Genomic DNA, 18,673 nt, shown 5'->3' with positions numbered 1-18,673 from the left:
ATGCGAGATGAGGTCCGCGCCTTCGTCATCGAGCAGCTCGCCGACATGAACTACGACGTCGAGGACGTCGACGACGACACCACCCTGGGCCCCTCTGGCGTCGACCTCGAGTCGCTGGCCCTGGCCGACCTCGCCGTCCGGGTCGAGGACCGGTACGCCCTGAAGTTCGCCGACGACGAGTCGGAGCAGCTGGCCCTGATGACGGTCGGCGAGTTCACCACGATGGTCGCCGACCGGGCGGCCGGCGCGAAGAGCGACGCCGTCTGATGGCCGGTCAGCCCGACCTGGGGCGAGCTGACCTGGTGAGCATGCTCGCCGAACTGACCGCGAAACCCGTCGACCAGGTGTCGGACCGGGTCGGCTCGATGGAGCTGGCCTGGCTGGTGCACCTGGTCGAGCAACGCTACGACCGCCGGATGGAGCTGACCGACGACCAGCTCGCCGGCATCCGCACCGTCGACGACGCCCTGGCGGTGTTCCAGACCTCGCTGACCGTACCCGCCGATGGTTGAGCGGGAGCAGGTCCAGATCACCGGCGTTCACGCGCTCAGCGCCCTTGGTCGGGGCGCCGACGCGCTGCTCGCCGGGGTGCTCGCCGGCACCCCGGCGTTCGCGCCGGTACGCCGCTTCGACACCACCGGCCGTCGGGTCACCGTGGCCGCCACCCTGCCGGAGGTCGGCACCCTCGCCGACGAACTGGCCGACGCGGTCGACGTCGCCTGCCGGACCGTCGGGCTGGACCGGGCCGGGCGGGCGGAGGCGGCGCTGTTCCTCGCCACCCACGGCGGACCGCCCTCGTTGCCCGGTGGCGGGCCGGAGACGCCGGCGCTCGCCGGCCACCTGGCCCGGCGCGGCGGGCTCGCCGACCGCACCCGGGTCTACACCACCGCCTGCGTTTCAGCGAGCACCGCGGTCGCTGACGCGGCGACGCTGATCGGCCGGGGCGACCTGGACCGGGTCGTCGTCGCGGCCGGCTACCTGGTCGAGCCGGACCAGTACGCGCTCTTCGACGCCGGCCGGGCGTTCGCCGCGGACGGGGCGGTCCGCCCGTTGAGCGCCGGACGGCAGGGGCTGCTGCTCGGCGACGGGGTGGTCGCGGTGGTGCTGGAGTCGGCCACCGCCGCCGTACGCCGCGGCGCCCCGGCGCTGGCCACGGTGCGTGGTTGGGGGCGGGCCGGGGACGCGTACCACCCCTGCCAGCCCGACCCCGACGGTCGCGGGCTGGCCCGGGCGGTCGACGCGGCGCTGCGCCGGGCCGGGCTGCCGGCCGGGGCCGTCGGCTACGTCAACGCCAACGCCACCGGCACCTCGTACAGCGACGCCTCCGAGGCGGCGGCGCTGCGCCGGGTGTTCGGCGACCTGGCGGACCGGCTCCCGGTCAGCTCCACCAAGTCCGTGCACGGGCACGCCCTCGAAGCGTCCGGCCTGCTCGAACTGGTGGTCACCGTGCTGGCGTTGCGGCACGGCAAGCTGCCGGTCAACGCCGGGTTCCTCGCCCCCGACGAGGCCTGCCCCCTGGACGTCATCACCGACGCCCCCCGCCCTACCCCCACCCCGTACGCCCTGACCCTCAACGCCGCCTTCGGCGGCGCCAACACCGCCCTCCTGGTCGGTGCACCGTGACCGGGGCGGCCGGGCTCCAGGTACTCGCCGAGGCGCGGTGGCCGGAGGCGGGGGACGGGGCACCGACCCCGGTGGCGGGGTTCGTCCACTCGGGGTTTCCGCCGGTGGTGGCGGCGGTGGCCGAGCGGTGCCTGGGCCGCCGGTACGGCGACCGCCCCCTGCCGCCGGGTAACCGGACGGCGGTCGTGCTGCTCAGCGCGAGCGGCGACCGGGCCAGCGCGGAACACGTCCGGGCCACCGTCGCCGGCGGCGGTCGGGTCGGCCCGCTGTTCTTCTTCCAGTCGGTGCCGAACAGCGTCGCCGGGCACGTCGCGGCGCGCTGGGGGCTGGACGGCCCGGTGGTCTGCCTGAGCCCGACCGGCGATCCGCGGGCCGACGGCATCGCGGAGGCCGAACTGCTGCGGTACGACGGCGACGCCGACGAGGTGTTGCTGGTCCTTGTCGAACAGGCATCCGACGGTACGCCGGGCGAGGCGGTCGCGGTGCTGCTGGGGGAGGGAACAGACCCATGAGGAAGGGAATACGCGGCGCGCTGGCCGCCGACACCGAGCTGGGCGCGGGCAACGTGCTCGCCCGGGTGCTGGCGCACGGCGCCGACCCGGACGGGCCGGGGCTCACCTTCGACACGGCGGTCGACGGCCACCCGGCCGAGCACCCGCTGACCCTGGGCCAACTCGACGAACGGGTCGCCGCCCGGGCCGGCTGGCTGCACGAGCGCGGGGTGAAACCCCGCGACCCGGTGGCCGTCTGGGCGGGCACGGCCGCCGACATGGTGCTGTCGTTCCTGGCGCTGACCCGGCTCGGCGCGATCCCCGCGCTGATGAACGGCAGACTGCGCCCGGAGATCGCCGCCGAGTACATCCGCCGGCTGCGGGCCGCCGGGGTGCTCGCCGACGCCGCCCACGCCGAGGCCCTTGAGGGGCACGACCTGGGCGCCCCGCTGCTCGGCCAGCCCGCCGAGGCGGGCACCGGCGACCCGGCCGCCGCGCCGGCCCACCACCGGCACCACCCGGACGATCCGATCGTCATCACCCACACCTCCGGCACCACCGGGGTGCCGAAGGCGGTGCTGCACTCGCACGCCAGCCTCTTCGCCGCCACCCGGCACCTGCTGTCGATGCCGCAGGCGCAGGGCACCAGCCGGATCCTCAACGCGCTGCCCGCCCCGCACACCGCGACGGTGCTGATGGTCAACCAGGCGCTGGGCAACCGGGCGGAGATGTTCCTCCTCTCCGAGCAGGGCGGCGAGCAGGTGCTGGAAGCCATCCAACGGTGGCGGCCGGACGGCGTCTTCGGCTTCTCGGTCACCTGGGCGGAACTGGCCCGCTTCGACCTGTCCGCGTACGACCTGGACTCGGTGCGGCTGTGGTTCAACACCGGTGACTGCTCGCACGAGCCGCACGTACGCGGGCTGGTCAAGGTCGGCTCGCGGGACGTGATGACCCGCGACGGGGTGACCCGGGTGCCCGGCTCGGTCTTCATCGACGGCCTCGGCTCCAGCGAGATGGGGCACTCGATGTTCCACATCACCCACACCGTGGACACCGACCGGTATGGCCGCTGCATCGGCCGCCCGTACCGGTTCACGAAGGTGGCCGTGCTCGACGCGGAGGGCAACGAGCTGCCACCCGGGCAGGTCGGCTGGCTCGGCATCGACTCGCCGTCGCTGTTCCGCGGCTACTGGAACGACTCGGTCACCACCTACCGGTTCCGGCTGCGCGGCTGGTACGTCACCGGCGACCTGGTCCGCGCCGACACCGACGGGCGCTACTACCACCTGGACCGGGCCGTCGACTCGGTCGAGGCCGGCGACGGGAAGCGCTTCTTCACCGCACTGTCCGAGGAGCGGGTCCTGGCCGCCTGTCCCGACGTCACCGACTGCACCGTGGTCATGGTCAAGGAGAACGACACGATCGAGCGACCACTCCTGCTCGGCGTGTCTGACGCCACGCCGCGACCCGGAGTAGTCGTCACCGATGTGCTGCTCGAACTGGCCGCCGGGGCGGACCCGACGGAGGACCGCACCGAGCGGGTCCGCGCCGCGCTCGGGCCGGACGTGGGCGCGACCCTGCGCCGGGTGGTGCCGGTCCGCCCCGACGACATCCCGGTCACCGTGACCGGCAAGGTCCGCAAGGTGGCGCTGCGCGAGCGCTACCTGACCGAGGCGCCCTCATGACCGCCGTCATTACCGGGATGGGGCTGTTCACCCCGGCCGGTCGGGGCGCCGAGGAGACCTTCGAGGCGCTCACCACCGGCCGCTCCGGGCTGCGCCGCCCACCCGAGGAGCACCCGGCGCGGGACTGCCTGGAGGTGGCCGGGGTGCTGCCGGACATCGACCCCCGCAGCGTCGCGTCCGGGCCGGAGACCAAGGTGCTCGACCGGGTCGTGCTGCTCGCCCTGATCACGGCCGCCGAGGCGCTCGCCGACGCCGGCATCGAGGTGGGGCGGGACGTCCACCCGGACCGGATCGGCGTGATCGTCGGCGGGGTCGGCGGGATGTCCACCCTGGAGAGCCAGGTCCTCGCGCGGGCCGCGCGCGGACGCGCGGCGGTCAGCCCGTACCTGCTCACCGGGATCCTGCCGAACATGCCGTCGGCGCGGATCGCCATCGCCCACGGCATCCGGGGCTACAGCTCGTCGGTGGGCACGGCCTGCGCGTCCGGCGCCCAGGCCGTCGCCGACGCGGTACGCCTCATCCGGGCCGGCGAGGCCGACGTGGTGCTCTGCGGAGCCAGCGAGGCGCCGCTCTTCCCGACCTTCGCCGACACCTTCGGCAACGCCCGCGCCCTGGCCCGGGGCTGGGACAACCCCGCCGAGGCCAGCCGGCCGTTCGACAAGCGGCGCAACGGGTTCGTCCTCGCCGAGGGGGCGGCGCTGCTGGTGCTGGAACGCGCCGAGCACGCCGCCGCCCGGGGCGTCACCGGCTACGCCGAGGTCGCCGGCTACGGGGTGAACACCGACGCATACCACCCGACCGCGCCGCGACCGGACGGCGCCGGGGCGGCCGAGTGCATGCGCCGCGCCCTGGCCGGCGGGGCGGTGGCAGCGGCCCAGGTCGGCTACGTCAACGCGCACGGCACCAGCACCAAGCTCGGCGACATCGTCGAGACCACCGCCCTCGCCGACGTCTTCGGCGTCGGTGGGGTTCCGGTCAGCTCCACCAAGGGGCTCACCGGGCACCTGCTCGGCGCCTCCGGGGTGCTGGAAGCGGCGGCCACCGCGCTCGCGCTCGGCCGGGGGCTGCTGCCGCCCACCTACCACCTCGACGACCCGGATCCGGACTGCGAGGCGGACCACGTCCGCGGCACGCCTCGGACCACCCGGGCCGAGTACGCGCTGACCAACTCGTTCGGGTTCGGCGGCCAGAACGTCAGCCTGCTGCTCAGGCGGGCCGCCGGGGCGGGGAGGTGATCCGACGTTCCATCCCGGGCCAGGGGCGTCCGGGGCCGGCAGGCACGGGGGACATCGGAGAGGGCTGACAGATGGACATCAACGGCATAGACCACATCGAACTGTACGTGGGGGACGCCCGGCAGGCCGCTTACTACTACCGCACCGCGGTCGGTTTCCGATTGCGCGGACAGGGTGGACCCGAGACCGGGCTGACCGACCAGCGTTCGCTGCTGCTGGCCCACGCCGACATCCGGATGCTGCTCACCACAGGGCTGACCGCCGAACACCCGGCCTCGACGTACGTGCAACGGCACGGCGACGGCATCGCCGTGGTGGCCCTGGAGGTCGACGACGTCGCCGGGGCGTACGCGGAGCTGGTGGACCGGGGGGCGACCGGGGTGACCCCGCCGCGCACCTTCACCGGCGCGGACGCCGAGGTGGTGATCGCCGAGGTCGGCGGCTTCGGGGACGTGCTGCACCGCCTGGTGCAGCGGCGGGGCGACCGGTCCGAGTTCCTGCCCGGCGCGATCGAGCCGTTGCCGCCCGGCGGCGACGACAAGCTGCTCGCCGAGATCGATCACCTGGCGGTCTGCGTGCCGCCCGGCCAGCTCGACGAGACGGTACGGCACTACGAGCAGGTCTTCGGCTTCACCCAGACCTTCGAGGAACACGTCGAGGTCGCCGGGCAGGCGATGAACTCGAAGGTGGTGCAGAGCCCGTCCGGCCGGGTCACCGTCGTGCTGCTGGAGCCGGACACCAGCCGACGGCCGGGGCAGATCGAGGACTTCCTGCGCTGGCACGCCGGCGCCGGGGTGCAGCACCTCGGGCTGCGTACCGACGACATCGTCACCGCAGTCGGCGCCCTCGCCGATCGGGGCGTGCGCTTCGCCGGCACCCCGGCCGCCTACTACGACGACCTGGAGCGGCGGGTCGGGCCGATCGACGCGCCGCTGGACCGGCTGCGCGACCTGAGCATCCTGGTCGACTCCGACCACGGCGGCCAACTGCTGCAGATCTTCACCGAGTCGATGCACGTGCGCCGCACCCTCTTCCTCGAGCTCATCGAGCGGCGCGGGGCGACCACCTTCGGCAGCGGCAACATCAAGGCGCTCTACGAGGCCAAGGAACGGGAGCTGGCCGCGGCGGGGGCGACCCCCGCCGTCGCGGCCGGCACGGCAGAAGGAGCTGGGGCATGACCATCACCCATCCGACCCTGACCGCCGAGGAGGAGGCGCTGCTGCCCTCCGACTCCGACGTGCGTCACTACGCCGAACACGGCTGGTACCTGTCGAAGAAGCTGCTCACCGACGACGAGGTGGACCAGCTCGTCGCGGCGACCGACCGCTACTACGCCGGTGAGCGCGACCGCCGGCTGCCCGTCCGGCCGCCCAAGCTGGCCTACTGGGAACCAGGCAAGGGCGACGTGCAGCGGCACAACGACTACGTGCACTACGAGCACGACGCGATCAGCCGGATCCTGCGCAAGCCGCTGATCGGCGCGGTCGCCGCCCGGCTGGCGCAGGCCGACGAGATCCGGGTCTTCCAGTCCACGCTGATCTACAAGCCGCCGATCTCCGGCGAGCCGTCCAACATCGTGCCGTGGCACTTCGACAAGCACTACTGGGCGTCCTCGTCGTCGGAGAACATGCTCACCGCGTTCATCCCCTTCCACGACTGCGGGGAGGAGATGGGCACCATCACCATGGTCGATGGGTCGCACCGCTGGCGGGAGATCGGCGCCGACGACACCGTGGTCCGGCACTTCGCCGACCGGAACCGCGACCAGCTCGAGGAGATGCTCGCCCAGAACGCCGCGTACAACGACGCGGAGATCCGCAAGATCCCCATGTTGATCCCCAAGGGGCACATGAACTTCCACCACTGCCGCACCTACCACGGCAGCGGCGCGAACGTCAGCGGGCGGCCCCGGCGGGCCATCTCGCTGCACCTGCAGGACGGCGGCAACGCCTGGCGGGAGTTTCCGCTCTCCGACGGCACGCTCGCCGCCTACAACCACGACGTGCTGGTCCGGCGCACCCACGAGGGGCGGCCGGACTACGCGGACCCCGAATTCTGTCCGGTCATCTGGCGCGACCGCGCCCAGCAGGGAGGCTGACAATGTCACGGTACGACTGGGGTAAGACGCACCCGGGCATCGAGCGGCTGGAACGGGCGGTGACCGAGCGCCGCGACCTGGTGGTCCAGCACCCGCTCTACGCCAACCTGGACACCCACGACGCGCTGGTCACCTTCATGGAGCACCACGTCTTCGCGGTCTGGGACTTCATGTCCCTGCTCAAGTCGTTGCAGCGCCAGCTCACCTGCGTCACCGTGCCGTGGATCCCCACCGGCCCGACCGGCAGCCGCCGCCTGATCAACGACATCGTGATGGTGGAGGAGAGCGACGAGCTGGGCGACGGCTACATCAGCCACTTCGAGCTCTACGTGCAGGGCATGGCGGAGGCCGGCGCGGACACCACGGCGGTGGACAAGCTGGTCGACCTGCTACGCGCGGGCCGGCCGGTGACCGAGGCGCTGGCCGAGGCCGGGGTGCCCGGCCCGTCCGCGGCGTTCGCCGGCACCACCTGGCGGATCATCGAGAGCACCCCGGTGCACTGCCAGGCGGCGGCCTTCGCGTTCGGCCGGGAGGACCTCATCCCCGAGATGTTCACCCAGGTAGTCGCGGTCAACGAGCGCAGCCGACGGCTCAACAAGTTCGTCGACTACCTGGAGCGGCACATCGAGGTCGACGGGGAGCAGCACACCCCGATGGCCATGCAGATGCTCGCCGATCTCTGCGGCGACGACGACGCGAAGTGGCAGGAGTGCGCGGACACGGTCAACGACGCGCTCGCGGCCCGGGCCCGGCTCTGGGACGCCATCCTGACCGCGATCAAGGAGGGTCGCCCGGCGTGACCGACTCCGACCCGGTCCGGCTCTACCGCACGGTACGGCTGATCCGCCGCTTCGAGGAACGGGCCATCGAACTGGTCCGCGCCGGCGAGATCGTCGGCGGCATCCACCCGTACCTCGGGCAGGAGGGGATCGCCGCCGGGGTCTGCGCGGCACTGCGCGGCGACGACCTGGTGACCGGCACCCACCGCGGGCACGGGCACGTGCTCGCGAAGGGCGCCGATCCGGCCCGGATGCTCGCCGAACTGTGCGGCCGGGTCACCGGGCTCAACCGGGGCCGGGGCGGGTCGATGCACGCCGCCGACTTCGGCGTCGGGGTGCTCGGCGCCAACGCCATCGTCGGGGCCGCCGGCGCGATCCTCACCGGAGCGGTGTGGGCGCGCCGGCGGCGCGGCGACGACCTCGTGGGGGTGACCTTCTTCGGCGACGGCGCGGTCAACGAGGGGATGCTGCTGGAGGCGTTCAACCTGGCCGCGCTCTGGCGGGTGCCGGTGCTGTTCGTCTGCGAGAACAACGGCTACGCCACCACCATGCCGGTCGCCGGCGCGGTCGCCGGCACCATCGCCGGCCGCGCCGAGGCGTTCGACATCCAGGCCGCCGCCGTCGACGGGCAGGACCCCGAGCAGGTACGCGCGGCCACCGCCGCCGCCGTCGACCGGATGCGCGCCGGCGGCGGACCGGAGCTGCTGGAGGCCCGCACCTACCGCTTCGACGCCCATCACACCTTCGAACACGTGGTACGCCTCGACTACCGCCCGCCCGAGGAGGTGGCCGCCGGTCGCTCCCGTGACCCGGTCGACATCCAGGGCGCCCGGCTGCCGCTTCCCGTGCGGGAGTCCGTCGACGCCGAGGTCGAGGCGACCCTGGCCACGGCCGTCGAGTACGCCCTGGCCAGCCCCGCACCCGACCCGGCCGGGGCTCTGGAGCACCTGTACGCCAGTGGGCTGACCGCCCGGACCGGAGGTGGCTGATGCCCCGGCTCTCCTATCGCAGGGCGCTCACCCGGGCGCTCGCCGACGAGATGACCCGCGACGAGTCGGTCTTCCTGCTCGGCGAGGACATCCGGGTGGCCGCCGCGAACGTCACCTCCGGGCTGCTGAAGAAGTTCGGGCCGGAGCGGGTCATCGACACCCCGCTGTCGGAGCAGGCGTTCACCAGCTTCGCCACCGGCGCCGCGCTGGCCGGGCTGCGGCCGGTGATCGAGTTCCAGATCTCGTCGCTGCTGTTCCTGGTCTTCGAGCAGATCGTCAACCACGCGCACAAGTTCCCGCTGATGACCGGGGGGCAGTGTGCCGTGCCGGTCACCTACCTGGTGCCCGGGTCCGGCTCCCGTACCGGGTGGGCCGGGCAGCACTCCGACCACCCGTACAGCCTGTTCGCCCACGTCGGGGTGACCACCGTGGTCCCGGCCACCCCGGCCGACGCGTACGGGCTGCTGGTGTCGGCGATCCGCTGCGCCGACCCGGTGGTGGTGTTCGCCCCCGCCGGGGCCCTCGACGTGCGGGCCGACGTCGACGAGTTCACGCCGGTGCCGTTGGGGCGGGGCGTGGTGCGCCGCCCGGGCGCGGACGTCACCGTGGTTGCGGTCGGGCACCTGGTGCACGACGCGCTCGCCGTCGCCGACGAACTGGCCGACCAGGCGTCGGTGGAGGTCTTCGACCCCCGGACGCTCTACCCGTTCGACTGGGACGGGCTCGTCGAGTCGGTGTCCCGCACCGGGCGTCTCGTCGTGATGGACGACTCCAACCGGTCCTGCGGCATCGCCGGCGAGATCATCGCGACCGTGGTCGAGCGGGTGCGGCTGGCCGCGCCGCCCCGCCGGGTCACCCGCCCGGACGGCGCCGTCCTGCCCTTCGCGCCCGCCCTGGACCAGGCCGTGCAGCCCGGCCGGGACCAGCTCACCGCCGCTATCCAACTGACCCTGAAGGACGGATGACCGATGGACCCGAACTACGCCTGGCCGCCCCTCGGGCAGCCCTGGATCGACCTTCCCGAATCCACCCGTACGGCGATGGTCGCCGCCGGCGCCGAGGCCTGGGAGAAGATCTTCTACGGCTGCGCCTCGTACAACAAGCAGTGGCGGCTGGCCCGGCCGCCGGCGCTCACCGCCGACGCGTTCCGCGAGCTCAACGAGGTGTGCGACCGGATCGTCCAGCTCATTTTCGAGGCCTGCCAGCGGCGGGCCCGGACCGCGGGGGAGCTGCGCCGCAAGCTCGGCGTGCCGCAGGGGGAGACCCGGCTGCTCGACGAGGACGAGGTCCTGCACGACGGGCTGCTCGCCGCGTACCGGCCGGACGTGCTGTTCTCCGGCGGGGTCCCGTGCATCGTCGAATACAACATCGACAGCAGCCTCGGCGGCGGCTTCGACGCGGACACCGTCATCCACCGGTACGCCGACCTCTACCGAGAGCAGGGCCTGCTGGACGGGTTGTCGGCGCGCCCGGCACCGTCCCTGCTGGACCAGCGGTTCGTGGCGATCCGGGACACCCTCGGGCTGGCCGACGGCGCGCGGGTGGCGCTGCTGCTGGACTTCGAGGCCGACTACCCGGGGCTGGAGACCCCGGACGACTTCCTCCGAATCCTGTCCCCGCTCGCCGACCGGGCCCGCAACTTCGGGATCGACCTGATCATCGCCCCGGTCGAGACCTGCACCCTGAGCGACGACAAGCGGCTGGTCGTGGGCGGCGCCCCGGTGGACGCGCTGTTCCGGCTCTTCGTGCCCAATCGCGTCACCCCCAGTTCCGGCGTGGACGCGGTGGCCGACGCCCTGGCCGCCGGCACCCTGCCGATGTACGTCAGCAGCGCCGCCTGGCTGCTCAGCAACAAGCTGAACTACGCCTGGCTGTGGGAGGACCTGGACCTGCTCTCCACGACCGACCAGGCGCTCATCCGCCGGTACGTGCCGCACACCGTGGCGCTCACCGCCGACCAACTCGACCGGGCCCTCGCCGAGCAGGCCGACCTGGTGGCGAAACCGGCCGGTGGCTCGGCCGGGCACGGGGTGCTCATCGGCCGGGAGATGAGCGCGGTGGCCTGGGAGGACGGCGTACGCGCCGCGATCGACGCGGGCGGCAACATCCTGCAGCGCTACCACGAGGCGGACCGGGTGGCGATGGACTTCGTGCAGATCGAGACGGGTGAGACGGTCAGCGCGGTGGTCCCGTACAGCCTGGCCCCGTACCTGTTCGGCCGGACCGGTTCCGGCGCCCTGGCCCGCGTCGGCTACCCCGGCTGCGAGCAGGTGCTCAATCTGGCCCGCGGCGTCCTCATGACCGGCATCCTCCTCACCGACTGACCCTCCCACCCCACTCTTGCCACGTTGATCAAGGAGTTTGCGTCAGGATCCGGGCTCCGGCTGACGCAAACTCCTTGATCGGCGTGCGTGGGTCGCAGCTCGACGTTGAGCCGGGTACCGGGCAGAATGCGCCGGTGAATGGGGTGCGGGGGCGGCTGGACCGCGGGGAAGTGGGCGCGCTAGTGCGCCAGGTGTACGGCGGAGCGCGCACGCTGCGGGAGGTGGCGCGCCTTGCCGGCGGTACGAGGAAGGGCGTCTACCGGCTCACCCTGGACGACGGGACGAGCTGTGTCCTGCACTGCTGGGACGACGCCGAGAACTGGTGGCCTGCCACCGACGAGGACACGACCGGGCCCTTGGCCCCCGCCAGTGGCCTCGACCTTTTCCTTGCCGCGCACGGCGAGCTGACCGCAGCCGGCGTTCGCGTAGCCGAGATCCTGCTGCTCGACCGTAGCCGGGGTGACCTGGCGATCGTGGAGGACGTCCGGGGCGGAAACCTGGAAGCCCTGCACGCCCGCGATCCCGGCCGGGCCGCGCCCGTGCTGGCCCTGCTGGCCGAGCTGGTGCGTGCCCTGCACGACCGGCGCGGCGACCGGTACGGCCGCCCCCTCACCCTCGCGCCCGCGGACGCGCCACCGCCGCAGACCGTCGTCCGCGACCGGGCGCTGCGCCACCTGGCCGAGTGCGCCCGCCGGGTGCCCCGCATCGCCGCGGCCCGGGACCGGATCGCCGCGCTGGTCGACACCGCGTACGCCGCCGTGGCGCCCCGGACCGGGTACGCGCTGATCCACGGCGAGCTGGGCCCCGATCACGTCCTGGTCGACGACCGCGACCGGCCGGTGCTGATCGACATCGAAGGCGCGATGTACTTCGACCCGGAGTGGGAGCACGCCTTCCTGCGGCTGCGCTTCGGCGACACCTACCACCACCTGGCGGTCGACAGCCTGGACGAGGCCCGTCTGCGTCTCTACCGTCTGGCGCTGGATCTGTCCCTGGTGGAGGGCCCACTACGCCTACTCGATGGCGACTTCCCCGACCGCGCCTTCGCGCAGTTCATCGCGGACCAGGCCACCCGCCGTGTCCTGGCCCGCGTCCTGCCCCGTTGATCACCCTCGGTCGGCGGACGCGCCGAGCCGGGTGTCCAGCACCCGCAGCGTTTCGGCGGTGGCGATGGCGTCGCTGCGGGCGCTGCCGTGCCGGCCGTCGCTGCTGTACATCGATGGTTCCGGACCGGCCGGATGATCAGTCAGGTGTACGTGCAGGGTGCCGAGCCGCTCGGCCAGCCGGCCGGTGTGGGTGGAGAGCAGGCGCATCCGCTCACCAAGGCCGGCCCGCAGCGTCGCCGGCACGGCGGGGCTGTGCGAGACGTCGAACATGCCGACCGTGATCACGTCCGCCCCGGCATCCTGTAGCGCCGTGACCATCACCGTGAGTTCGGTGTCCACGGCGTCCGGGTCGTACCCGGACCGGAAGGCGTCGTTGCCGCCGCAGACCACCAGCGCCAGGTCCGGCCGGTATGCCAGCGCAGGCGCCAGCTGCGTCGCCCGCACCTCGTACGCGCGCAGCCCGCGCCGCCCCAGGTTGAGGTACGCCAGCTCAGGCTGGACCGCCCGCAACTCGGCGGCGATCCGATCGGCCCACTGCAGGTCGGGATAGCCGTCGACCGGTTCGCACATCCCCTCGGCCACGCTGTCGCCCAGCACCACGAACCGCCGCCACCGATGCCCCCGCAACAGCTCCTCGGCCTCGCCCGGCCGCAAACACCATGGATCCGACGCTTCGCCCAACACCGCTCCCACCCCCGAAACGCTAACCCACCCGCCCCCGACCCGTCGATCATGAGGTTGGCGGTCTCCCAACCGGCGTGTCGTGCGGCCAACCTCATGATCACCGGCCGCAATGGAGGGATGCGGGTGCAGGTGGCGGTGTGTGGGCCGGCGGAGGCGACGCCGGTTGAGGTGGCGGGCGCGCGGCGGGTGGGGGAGTTGCTGGCCGGGCGTGGAGTGACCGTGTTGTGTGGCGGGGGCGGCGGGGTGATGGCCGCGGTCGCTGCCGGCGCCCGGTCCCGCGACGGCCTGGTGATCGGTGTACGCCCCGACGACGGCACTGACCCGGGCGAGAGCGACGTGTCCGCGTCGGTGGCGACCAACATGGGGCAGGCGCGTAACGCGATCCTGGTGTGGAGCGCCGACGCGGTGATCGTCGTCGGCGGCTCTTGGGGAACGCTCAGCGAGATGGCGCTGGCGTTGCGGCGGGGCGCTATCCCGGTGGTGGTGCTCGGCGGCTGGCAGGTCCTCGACGCCCACGGCTACCCGGTTGCGGGGCCGGTCCACGTGGACACCCCCGAGGCGGCGGTCGCGGCCGCGCTCGGCGCGCGGCGCTGATCGAAACGACTGTCACGACCCTGGTCGACCGTGCGCCCAGCGGTCCCTGGTCGCGGAGCAAACGCACCGGCCCGGCCGCGCGCCGGGGGGATGCCCACGCCGGAATCCTGGCAGACTGGCCTCCCGCCCGCCGAGCGAATTGGTGCGAGATGCGCAAGATCATCGTGTGGATGTCGATTTCGCTCGACGGCTTCTTCGAGGGGCCCAAGGATGACCTGAGCTGGCACCGGGTCGACGACGAGCTGCACCAGCACTTCAACGACGAGCTGCGCACCGCAGGGGCCTTCCTGGACGGCCGGCGCACCTATGAGCTGATGGCCGGGTTCTGGCCCACCGCCGACCAGGATCCGCAGGCCAGCGCGACAACTCAAGACTTCGCCGCCATCTGGCGGGACATGCCGAAGATCGTCTACTCGCGCACCCTGGACCGGGCCGACTGGAACGCCACGGTGGTGCGCGAGGTCGTGCCGGAGGAAGTGCGGGCGCTCCAGGAGCAGCCCGGCGGTGACCTGATCCTCGGCGGGGCGGAGCTGGCGGCCGAGTTCGCCCGGCACGGGCTGATCGACGAGTGGCGCATCTACCTGCACCCGGTCGTCGTCGGGGGTGGCAGGCCGCTGTTTCCCGCCGGCACCACGCTCGACCTCGAGCTGACGGAGACCCGCCGGTTCGGCAACGGGGTGGTGCTGCTGCGCTACCGCTGACCGCTCAGGCCGGCGTGGACACGGTCGGTTCCGGCTCCGGCTGGTCGGCCCGCGACCGGGGCAGCAGCAGCGGCCCCACGGTGAGCACCAGGCAGGTCACCGCCATCACCAACAGCGCCGGGGACAATCCGAGCGCCGCCACCGACCAGCCGCCGACCAGGGCGCCGACCGGCATGCCGACGAAGGCCACCGAGCCGGAGATGCCCAGCACCCGGGTCTGCAGCGACTCCGGCACCCGCTCGTAGAGGGCCGCGCCGAGCAGCGGGTTCACCGTGGCGATCGCGATGCCGGACACGAACGTCACCGTGAGCACCACCGCCAACCGGTCGGTGAGGGCGAGCGTGACCAGCCGGGGCGCCCCGCTGAGCGCCAGCCCGAGCGCGAACATCGCCCGGCGGGGCAGTCGCGGCCCGGCCACGGTGAAGAGCAGGTTGCCCAGCAGCGCCCCGCCGGAGAACACCCCGAGCACCAGGCCGAATCCGGCCGGGTCGCCGAGCACCCGGCTGACCCAGAGTGGGATCCACACCGCGACGCTGGCGGTGGCGAACATGTTCGTTGCCGAGACCGCCACCAGCATGGTCAGCAGCGTCCGGTCGCTTCGCAGGTAGCCGAAGCCGCCGCGCAGCGCGCGCAGGTAGCTTTCCCGGGGGGCCGGGTTCGCGGGTGCGGGCGGGCGGACCAGCAGGCCGATCAGCAGTGCGCACACCACAAAGGTGGCCGAGTCGATCCAGATCGCCCGGGTCACCCCGACCCAGTCGATGAGCAGCCCGCCGAGCACCGCCCCGAACAGCATCAACCCCCGGACCAGCCCGTCGTAGGCGGAGGTGAGCCGGATCAGCGGCACCCCGGCCCGCTCGGCGGCGGGCTTGAACATCACGTGCTTGACCCGGTCGCCGATACCGCGCAGGCCGCCAGCCACCGCCACCAGCGCCACCAACGCACCGAACCCCAGCCAGGGTGCCAGCGCCACCACCGCCATCGCCGCCGCGCTGGCCGCGTCCACGGTGACGGCGGTACGTCGTACCCCGAACCGGTCGGCCCACGGGGTCGCCAGGGCGCTGGAGAGCATGTACGGCAGGGTCTCCGCCGCCGCGACCAGACCCATCCGGGTCGGGCTGCCGGTGGTCTCCAGCACCAGCCAGGGAATGGTCACCACCGAGATCCGGGTGCCCAGGTTGGACAGCAGGTCGGCCCCGACCAGGGTGTACAGCTCCCGGCGCGGGTTCACGCCCGGGTGCCGATCGTCGTCGCATCGGTGTCGGCGGGGCGTGCGGCGGCGTACCGGGCGCGCAGGGCGCGTTTGTCCACCTTCGCGGAACGGTTCAGCGGCAGCGCGTCGACGAACTCCACCGCGCCGGGAGCCCAGGTCTCGCTCAGTTCCCGGGTGACCAGCGTGATCAGCTCGTCCCCGGTCACCGTGGCCCCCGGTGCCGGCACCACGTACGCGTACGGCAGTTCCCCGGCCACCGGGTCCGGCACGCCGATGACGGCGGCGGCGCGTACCTGCGGGTGGGCGGCGAGCGCGTCCTCGATCGGGCGGGAGTAGATCGGCCAGCTCCGCTGCCGGGTGAGGATCCGGTCCTGGAGCCGGTCGACCAGGTAGAGATAGCCGTCGGCGTCCAGGTGGCCGATGTCGCGGGTGCGCACCCAGCCGTCCACGAGCGTCTCGGCGGTCAGCTCGGGCTGGCCGTGGTAGCCGGCGAAGCTGAGCTTGGTACGCGCCCACACCTCGCCGTCGGAGCCGGGCGGCAGCACCCGGCCGTCGGCGTCGCGGATCTGGACCGTCACGTCCCCGTACGGCCGGCCGCAGGACAGCAGCCGCTCCGGGTGCTCGGGGTCGTCGGTCAGCCCCGGCAGCGCGCAGATCACCACGGCCTCGCTGAGCCCGTACACGATGCGCAGGCACGGGCCGAAGCGGGCGATGGCCTGGCGCAGCCGGGCGGGCGCGGCGGGCCCGGCGCCCACGTTGAACATGAACATGGCGGAGAAGTCGGCGCCCGCCAGGGCAGGGTGGTCGAGCACCTCGTAGAGCATCGGCGGGGTGACAAAGGTGGAGGTGAGCCGCTCGGCGTCGACGGTACGGATGAACGCGGCCGGGTCCCACCGCTCGCGCAGGAAGAGCACCCCGCCGGTGAACAGGTTGAACAGCGTGGTGATCTGGCCGCTGGCCAGCCACATCGGCGAGTGCGACAGGTGCCGCAGCAGTGGGAAGCCGGCCGTCCGGAAGTCGGCGGCCAGGGCGAGGATCTGGCGGTAGAAGCTCTCCCGGTGGTGCACCAGTTTGGGGGTGCCGGTGGTGCCGCTGGTCTGCAGGAACGACTCCGGCGCCGGCACCTCGGCGGGCAGTTCCACCGGTGCGGGCCCCCGGGCGGTGAGATTGGGCCCCACGCCGCCGGGCCCGAGGCAGAGCACCGGTACGCCGGACAGCCCAGCGGCGATCTCCGCGCCGAGCGAGTCCGTGGCGCGCGGGTCGTGGACGAAGGCGTCGGGGCGGGCCAGGGCGACGAACTCGTCGATCTCCCGTCGGGAGGTCACCGGGGCGATCCACATGCTCCGGCAGCCGAGCAGGTGCAGCGCCAACTGGAGCAGCGGCGACTCCACGGTGTTGCCGAGCATCACCAGCACCGCGCCGCCGGGGCGTACGCCGTGCCGCAGCAGCGCGCCGGCCAGGCCGCGCACCTCGGTGGCGACCTGGGGGTAGGTCAGCCGGCGGCCCCCGCCGACGAGGGCCTCCCGATCGCCGAAGCCGGCGAGGAGATTCAGCGCTTGGTGCACGTAGTTCGGCTGATCAGTCATCGCAGCGCCCCCATCGTGATCCAGGCATCGAGACTAGGCACCGCAGGTCCGGCGTGGACAGAGCCGAACGGCGTCCGACCGCACCCCCCGGACATTTGATCATGTCGATCAGGTTGATTGACGCTCTTCACCGGCGGCGGCTAGTTTCCGGTCCATCGTCCGGGCGGTGCCGTCGATGGGACCGTGCCCCGGGCCGCCAACGATGGAGGTTCAATGTCGACCCCGAAGAGATGGCACGTCATAGCCGTCGCCGCGACGTTGCTGATCGCCACTGCCCCGGCCGTCACCGCGAGCGCCGGCCCCGCCGACACCGACAGCGCCCCGAAGGGGAATGCGGAGTGGGCGGCCAGCTGGGCCACCGCGGTGACCCGTGGAAACAACGTCGGCCTGACCGACACCGGCCTGAACAACCACAGCATCCGGATGATCGTGCACACCTCGGTGGGCGGGGATCGGCTCCGGGTGCGGCTGACCAACATCTATGGCGAGAAGGCCGTGAAGGTGGGGCACGCCACCATCGCCCGCCCCAACACCGCCACCGTCAACGACCTGTCCGACATCGACCCGGCCAGCCTGCGCGAGCTGACCTTCAACGGCGCCACCTCGGCCACCATGAACCGCGGCGCCGAGCTGCTCAGCGACCCGGTGGGCTTCCGGGTTCGCGAGCAGGAGGACCTGATCGTCACCCTGTACTTCCCGGTGCTGACCGGCCCGGTCACCTTCCACGGCCAGTCCCGGTCCACCAACTTCATCGGCGCCAACGACCTCACCACCGCGGCGGGCGGCGCGGGCTTCACCACCAGGCCCGACTGCTGTTGGATGTTCCTGTCCGGCATCGACGTGGAACGCAAGAAGACGCCCGGCGCGGTGGTCGTCTTCGGTGACTCGATCGCCGACGGCAACGGCAGCACGGTCAACGCCAACAAGCGCTGGCCGGACCTGCTCGCCGGCCGGCTGATCACCTCCCGCCCCGAGGTGCACCAGCCGGGCGTGCTGAACATGAGCCTGGCCGGCAACCGACTCAACCACGAGGGGCCGGAGCCCGGCGCGGACAACTTCCCCGGCTACTACGAGCTGGGCCCGAACGCCCTGGCCCGGCTCAACGAGGACGTCTTCCCGCAGACCGGGGTGCGGACCGTCATCACCCACCTGGGCATCAACGACATCTGGATGAACGGCGACAGCGCGGAGAGCATCATCGCCTCGCTGCGGCAGATCAACCAGCAGGTCCAGGCACGCGGCCTGACCAGCCTGGTCAGCACCCTCACCCCGTACGAGGGCAACGGGGGTCCCGGCGTGTGGACGCCGGAGAAGGAGGCCACCCGGCAGACGGTGAACTCCTGGCTGCGCGGCCAGGGCGCGAAGGAGTTCGACGGGTTGATCGATTTCGATAAGGTGCTACGTGACCCCGGGCGCCCCAGCCGGCTGCTGCCGGCGTACGACTCGGGTGACCACATCCACCCGAACGACACCGGCAACAAGGCGATGGCGGACGCCGTACCGCTGAAGCTGCTCGATCTGTGACATCGCAGGGGGCGGCGTGCGACCCACGCCGCCCCCGGCGCCGA

General features: G+C 72.8%; 19 protein-coding genes. 16 read left to right on the top strand and 3 right to left on the bottom strand.

Annotated features, from left to right (window positions below; translation table 11 throughout):
- From AB0C02_RS14640 to AB0C02_RS14580, 13 genes are all read left to right on the top strand, one after another.
- On the top strand, window positions 1-267 hold the full coding sequence (locus AB0C02_RS14640; RefSeq protein WP_357548214.1) for an acyl carrier protein: 267 nt from the start codon (window positions 1-3) through the stop codon (window positions 265-267).
- Complete coding sequence (locus AB0C02_RS14635; RefSeq protein ID WP_357548212.1) at window positions 267-512, top strand: acyl carrier protein; 246 nt, start codon at window positions 267-269, stop codon at window positions 510-512. Before AB0C02_RS14640 ends, AB0C02_RS14635 begins: the two co-directional genes overlap by 1 nt.
- A complete protein-coding gene (locus AB0C02_RS14630; RefSeq protein ID WP_357548211.1) occupies window positions 505-1,623 on the top strand; it encodes a beta-ketoacyl synthase N-terminal-like domain-containing protein in 1,119 nt (372 codons plus the stop codon). Before AB0C02_RS14635 ends, AB0C02_RS14630 begins: the two co-directional genes overlap by 8 nt.
- Window positions 1,620-2,135 (top strand): beta-ketoacyl synthase chain length factor, encoded by a 516-nt coding sequence (locus AB0C02_RS14625; RefSeq protein ID WP_357548209.1) that lies wholly within the window; start codon window positions 1,620-1,622, stop codon window positions 2,133-2,135. The genes AB0C02_RS14630 and AB0C02_RS14625 overlap by 4 nt, the downstream gene beginning before the upstream one ends.
- Entirely contained in the window at window positions 2,132-3,799 is a 1,668-nt protein-coding gene (locus AB0C02_RS14620; protein WP_357548208.1) for a class I adenylate-forming enzyme family protein, read from the top strand. The genes AB0C02_RS14625 and AB0C02_RS14620 overlap by 4 nt, the downstream gene beginning before the upstream one ends.
- Window positions 3,796-5,034, top strand: coding sequence for a beta-ketoacyl-[acyl-carrier-protein] synthase family protein (locus tag AB0C02_RS14615; protein WP_357548206.1), 1,239 nt, complete (start codon window positions 3,796-3,798; stop codon window positions 5,032-5,034). The genes AB0C02_RS14620 and AB0C02_RS14615 overlap by 4 nt, the downstream gene beginning before the upstream one ends.
- Before the next feature lie 71 nt (window positions 5,035-5,105).
- A complete protein-coding gene (gene hppD / locus AB0C02_RS14610; RefSeq protein ID WP_357548204.1) occupies window positions 5,106-6,212 on the top strand; it encodes a 4-hydroxyphenylpyruvate dioxygenase in 1,107 nt (368 codons plus the stop codon).
- Window positions 6,209-7,132, top strand: coding sequence for a phytanoyl-CoA dioxygenase family protein (locus AB0C02_RS14605; protein ID WP_357548203.1), 924 nt, complete (start codon window positions 6,209-6,211; stop codon window positions 7,130-7,132). Before hppD ends, AB0C02_RS14605 begins: the two co-directional genes overlap by 4 nt.
- 2 nt (window positions 7,133-7,134) lie before the next feature.
- Window positions 7,135-7,932 (top strand): DUF3050 domain-containing protein, encoded by a 798-nt coding sequence (locus AB0C02_RS14600; RefSeq protein ID WP_357548202.1) that lies wholly within the window; start codon window positions 7,135-7,137, stop codon window positions 7,930-7,932.
- Window positions 7,929-8,900: a thiamine pyrophosphate-dependent dehydrogenase E1 component subunit alpha gene (locus tag AB0C02_RS14595; RefSeq protein ID WP_357548201.1), complete on the top strand. Its 972-nt coding sequence runs from the start codon at window positions 7,929-7,931 to the stop codon at window positions 8,898-8,900. Before AB0C02_RS14600 ends, AB0C02_RS14595 begins: the two co-directional genes overlap by 4 nt.
- Entirely contained in the window at window positions 8,900-9,865 is a 966-nt protein-coding gene (locus AB0C02_RS14590; RefSeq protein WP_357548199.1) for a transketolase C-terminal domain-containing protein, read from the top strand. Before AB0C02_RS14595 ends, AB0C02_RS14590 begins: the two co-directional genes overlap by 1 nt.
- A 3-nt stretch (window positions 9,866-9,868) precedes the next feature.
- On the top strand, window positions 9,869-11,224 hold the full coding sequence (locus AB0C02_RS14585; RefSeq protein WP_357548197.1) for a hypothetical protein: 1,356 nt from the start codon (window positions 9,869-9,871) through the stop codon (window positions 11,222-11,224).
- Window positions 11,225-11,358: 134 nt separating this feature from the next.
- Window positions 11,359-12,330: a phosphotransferase gene (locus AB0C02_RS14580; RefSeq protein WP_357548194.1), complete on the top strand. Its 972-nt coding sequence runs from the start codon at window positions 11,359-11,361 to the stop codon at window positions 12,328-12,330.
- Here the strand turns inward: AB0C02_RS14580 and AB0C02_RS14575 are convergent, their stop codons facing one another.
- Entirely contained in the window at window positions 12,331-13,023 is a 693-nt protein-coding gene (locus AB0C02_RS14575; protein WP_357548191.1) for an SGNH/GDSL hydrolase family protein, read from the bottom strand.
- A 108-nt stretch (window positions 13,024-13,131) separates the two neighbouring features.
- Here AB0C02_RS14575 and AB0C02_RS14570 point away from each other — a divergent pair, with 108 nt between their 5' ends.
- Entirely contained in the window at window positions 13,132-13,608 is a 477-nt protein-coding gene (locus tag AB0C02_RS14570) for a dethiobiotin synthetase (RefSeq protein WP_357548190.1), read from the top strand.
- Window positions 13,609-13,757: 149 nt separating this feature from the next.
- Complete coding sequence (locus AB0C02_RS14565; RefSeq protein ID WP_357548189.1) at window positions 13,758-14,309, top strand: dihydrofolate reductase family protein; 552 nt, start codon at window positions 13,758-13,760, stop codon at window positions 14,307-14,309.
- 4 nt (window positions 14,310-14,313) lie between these two features.
- Here AB0C02_RS14565 and AB0C02_RS14560 read toward each other — a convergent pair whose 3' ends face one another.
- Both AB0C02_RS14560 and AB0C02_RS14555 read right to left on the bottom strand, forming a co-directional pair.
- Window positions 14,314-15,537 (bottom strand): MFS transporter, encoded by a 1,224-nt coding sequence (locus tag AB0C02_RS14560; protein WP_357548188.1) that lies wholly within the window; start codon window positions 15,535-15,537, stop codon window positions 14,314-14,316.
- A complete protein-coding gene (locus AB0C02_RS14555; RefSeq protein WP_357548186.1) occupies window positions 15,534-17,105 on the bottom strand; it encodes an AMP-binding protein in 1,572 nt (523 codons plus the stop codon). The genes AB0C02_RS14560 and AB0C02_RS14555 overlap by 4 nt, the downstream gene beginning before the upstream one ends.
- A gap of 240 nt (window positions 17,106-17,345) precedes the next feature.
- On the opposite strand from AB0C02_RS14555, the gene AB0C02_RS14550 reads away from it, so the two are divergent.
- Window positions 17,346-18,629, top strand: coding sequence for an SGNH/GDSL hydrolase family protein (locus AB0C02_RS14550; RefSeq protein WP_357548340.1), 1,284 nt, complete (start codon window positions 17,346-17,348; stop codon window positions 18,627-18,629).
- Window positions 18,630-18,673 lie beyond the last annotated feature (44 nt).

The organism is Micromonospora sp. NPDC048999 (genome assembly GCF_040649295.1).
Lineage (GTDB): Bacteria > Actinomycetota > Actinomycetes > Mycobacteriales > Micromonosporaceae > Micromonospora.
Note: the sequence above shows the minus strand (reverse complement) of the source record. Positions and strands in the feature narration are given on the sequence as shown.

What these genes read in the sequence shown, in the direction of transcription:
- AB0C02_RS14640 (WP_357548214.1), top strand. Translation starts at nt 1, where the DNA reads ATGCGAGATGAGGTCCGCGCCTTCGTCATCGAGCAGCTCGCCGACATG.
- AB0C02_RS14635 (WP_357548212.1), top strand. Translation starts at nt 267, where the DNA reads ATGGCCGGTCAGCCCGACCTGGGGCGAGCTGACCTGGTGAGCATGCTC.
- AB0C02_RS14630 (WP_357548211.1), top strand. Translation starts at nt 505, where the DNA reads ATGGTTGAGCGGGAGCAGGTCCAGATCACCGGCGTTCACGCGCTCAGC.
- AB0C02_RS14620 (WP_357548208.1), top strand. Translation starts at nt 2,132, where the DNA reads ATGAGGAAGGGAATACGCGGCGCGCTGGCCGCCGACACCGAGCTGGGC.
- AB0C02_RS14615 (WP_357548206.1), top strand. Translation starts at nt 3,796, where the DNA reads ATGACCGCCGTCATTACCGGGATGGGGCTGTTCACCCCGGCCGGTCGG.
- hppD (WP_357548204.1), top strand. Translation starts at nt 5,106, where the DNA reads ATGGACATCAACGGCATAGACCACATCGAACTGTACGTGGGGGACGCC.
- AB0C02_RS14605 (WP_357548203.1), top strand. Translation starts at nt 6,209, where the DNA reads ATGACCATCACCCATCCGACCCTGACCGCCGAGGAGGAGGCGCTGCTG.
- AB0C02_RS14600 (WP_357548202.1), top strand. Translation starts at nt 7,135, where the DNA reads ATGTCACGGTACGACTGGGGTAAGACGCACCCGGGCATCGAGCGGCTG.
- AB0C02_RS14590 (WP_357548199.1), top strand. Translation starts at nt 8,900, where the DNA reads ATGCCCCGGCTCTCCTATCGCAGGGCGCTCACCCGGGCGCTCGCCGAC.
- AB0C02_RS14585 (WP_357548197.1), top strand. Translation starts at nt 9,869, where the DNA reads ATGGACCCGAACTACGCCTGGCCGCCCCTCGGGCAGCCCTGGATCGAC.
- AB0C02_RS14570 (WP_357548190.1), top strand. Translation starts at nt 13,132, where the DNA reads ATGCGGGTGCAGGTGGCGGTGTGTGGGCCGGCGGAGGCGACGCCGGTT.
- AB0C02_RS14565 (WP_357548189.1), top strand. Translation starts at nt 13,758, where the DNA reads ATGCGCAAGATCATCGTGTGGATGTCGATTTCGCTCGACGGCTTCTTC.
- AB0C02_RS14555 (WP_357548186.1), bottom strand. Translation starts at nt 17,105, where the DNA reads ATGACTGATCAGCCGAACTACGTGCACCAAGCGCTGAATCTCCTCGCC.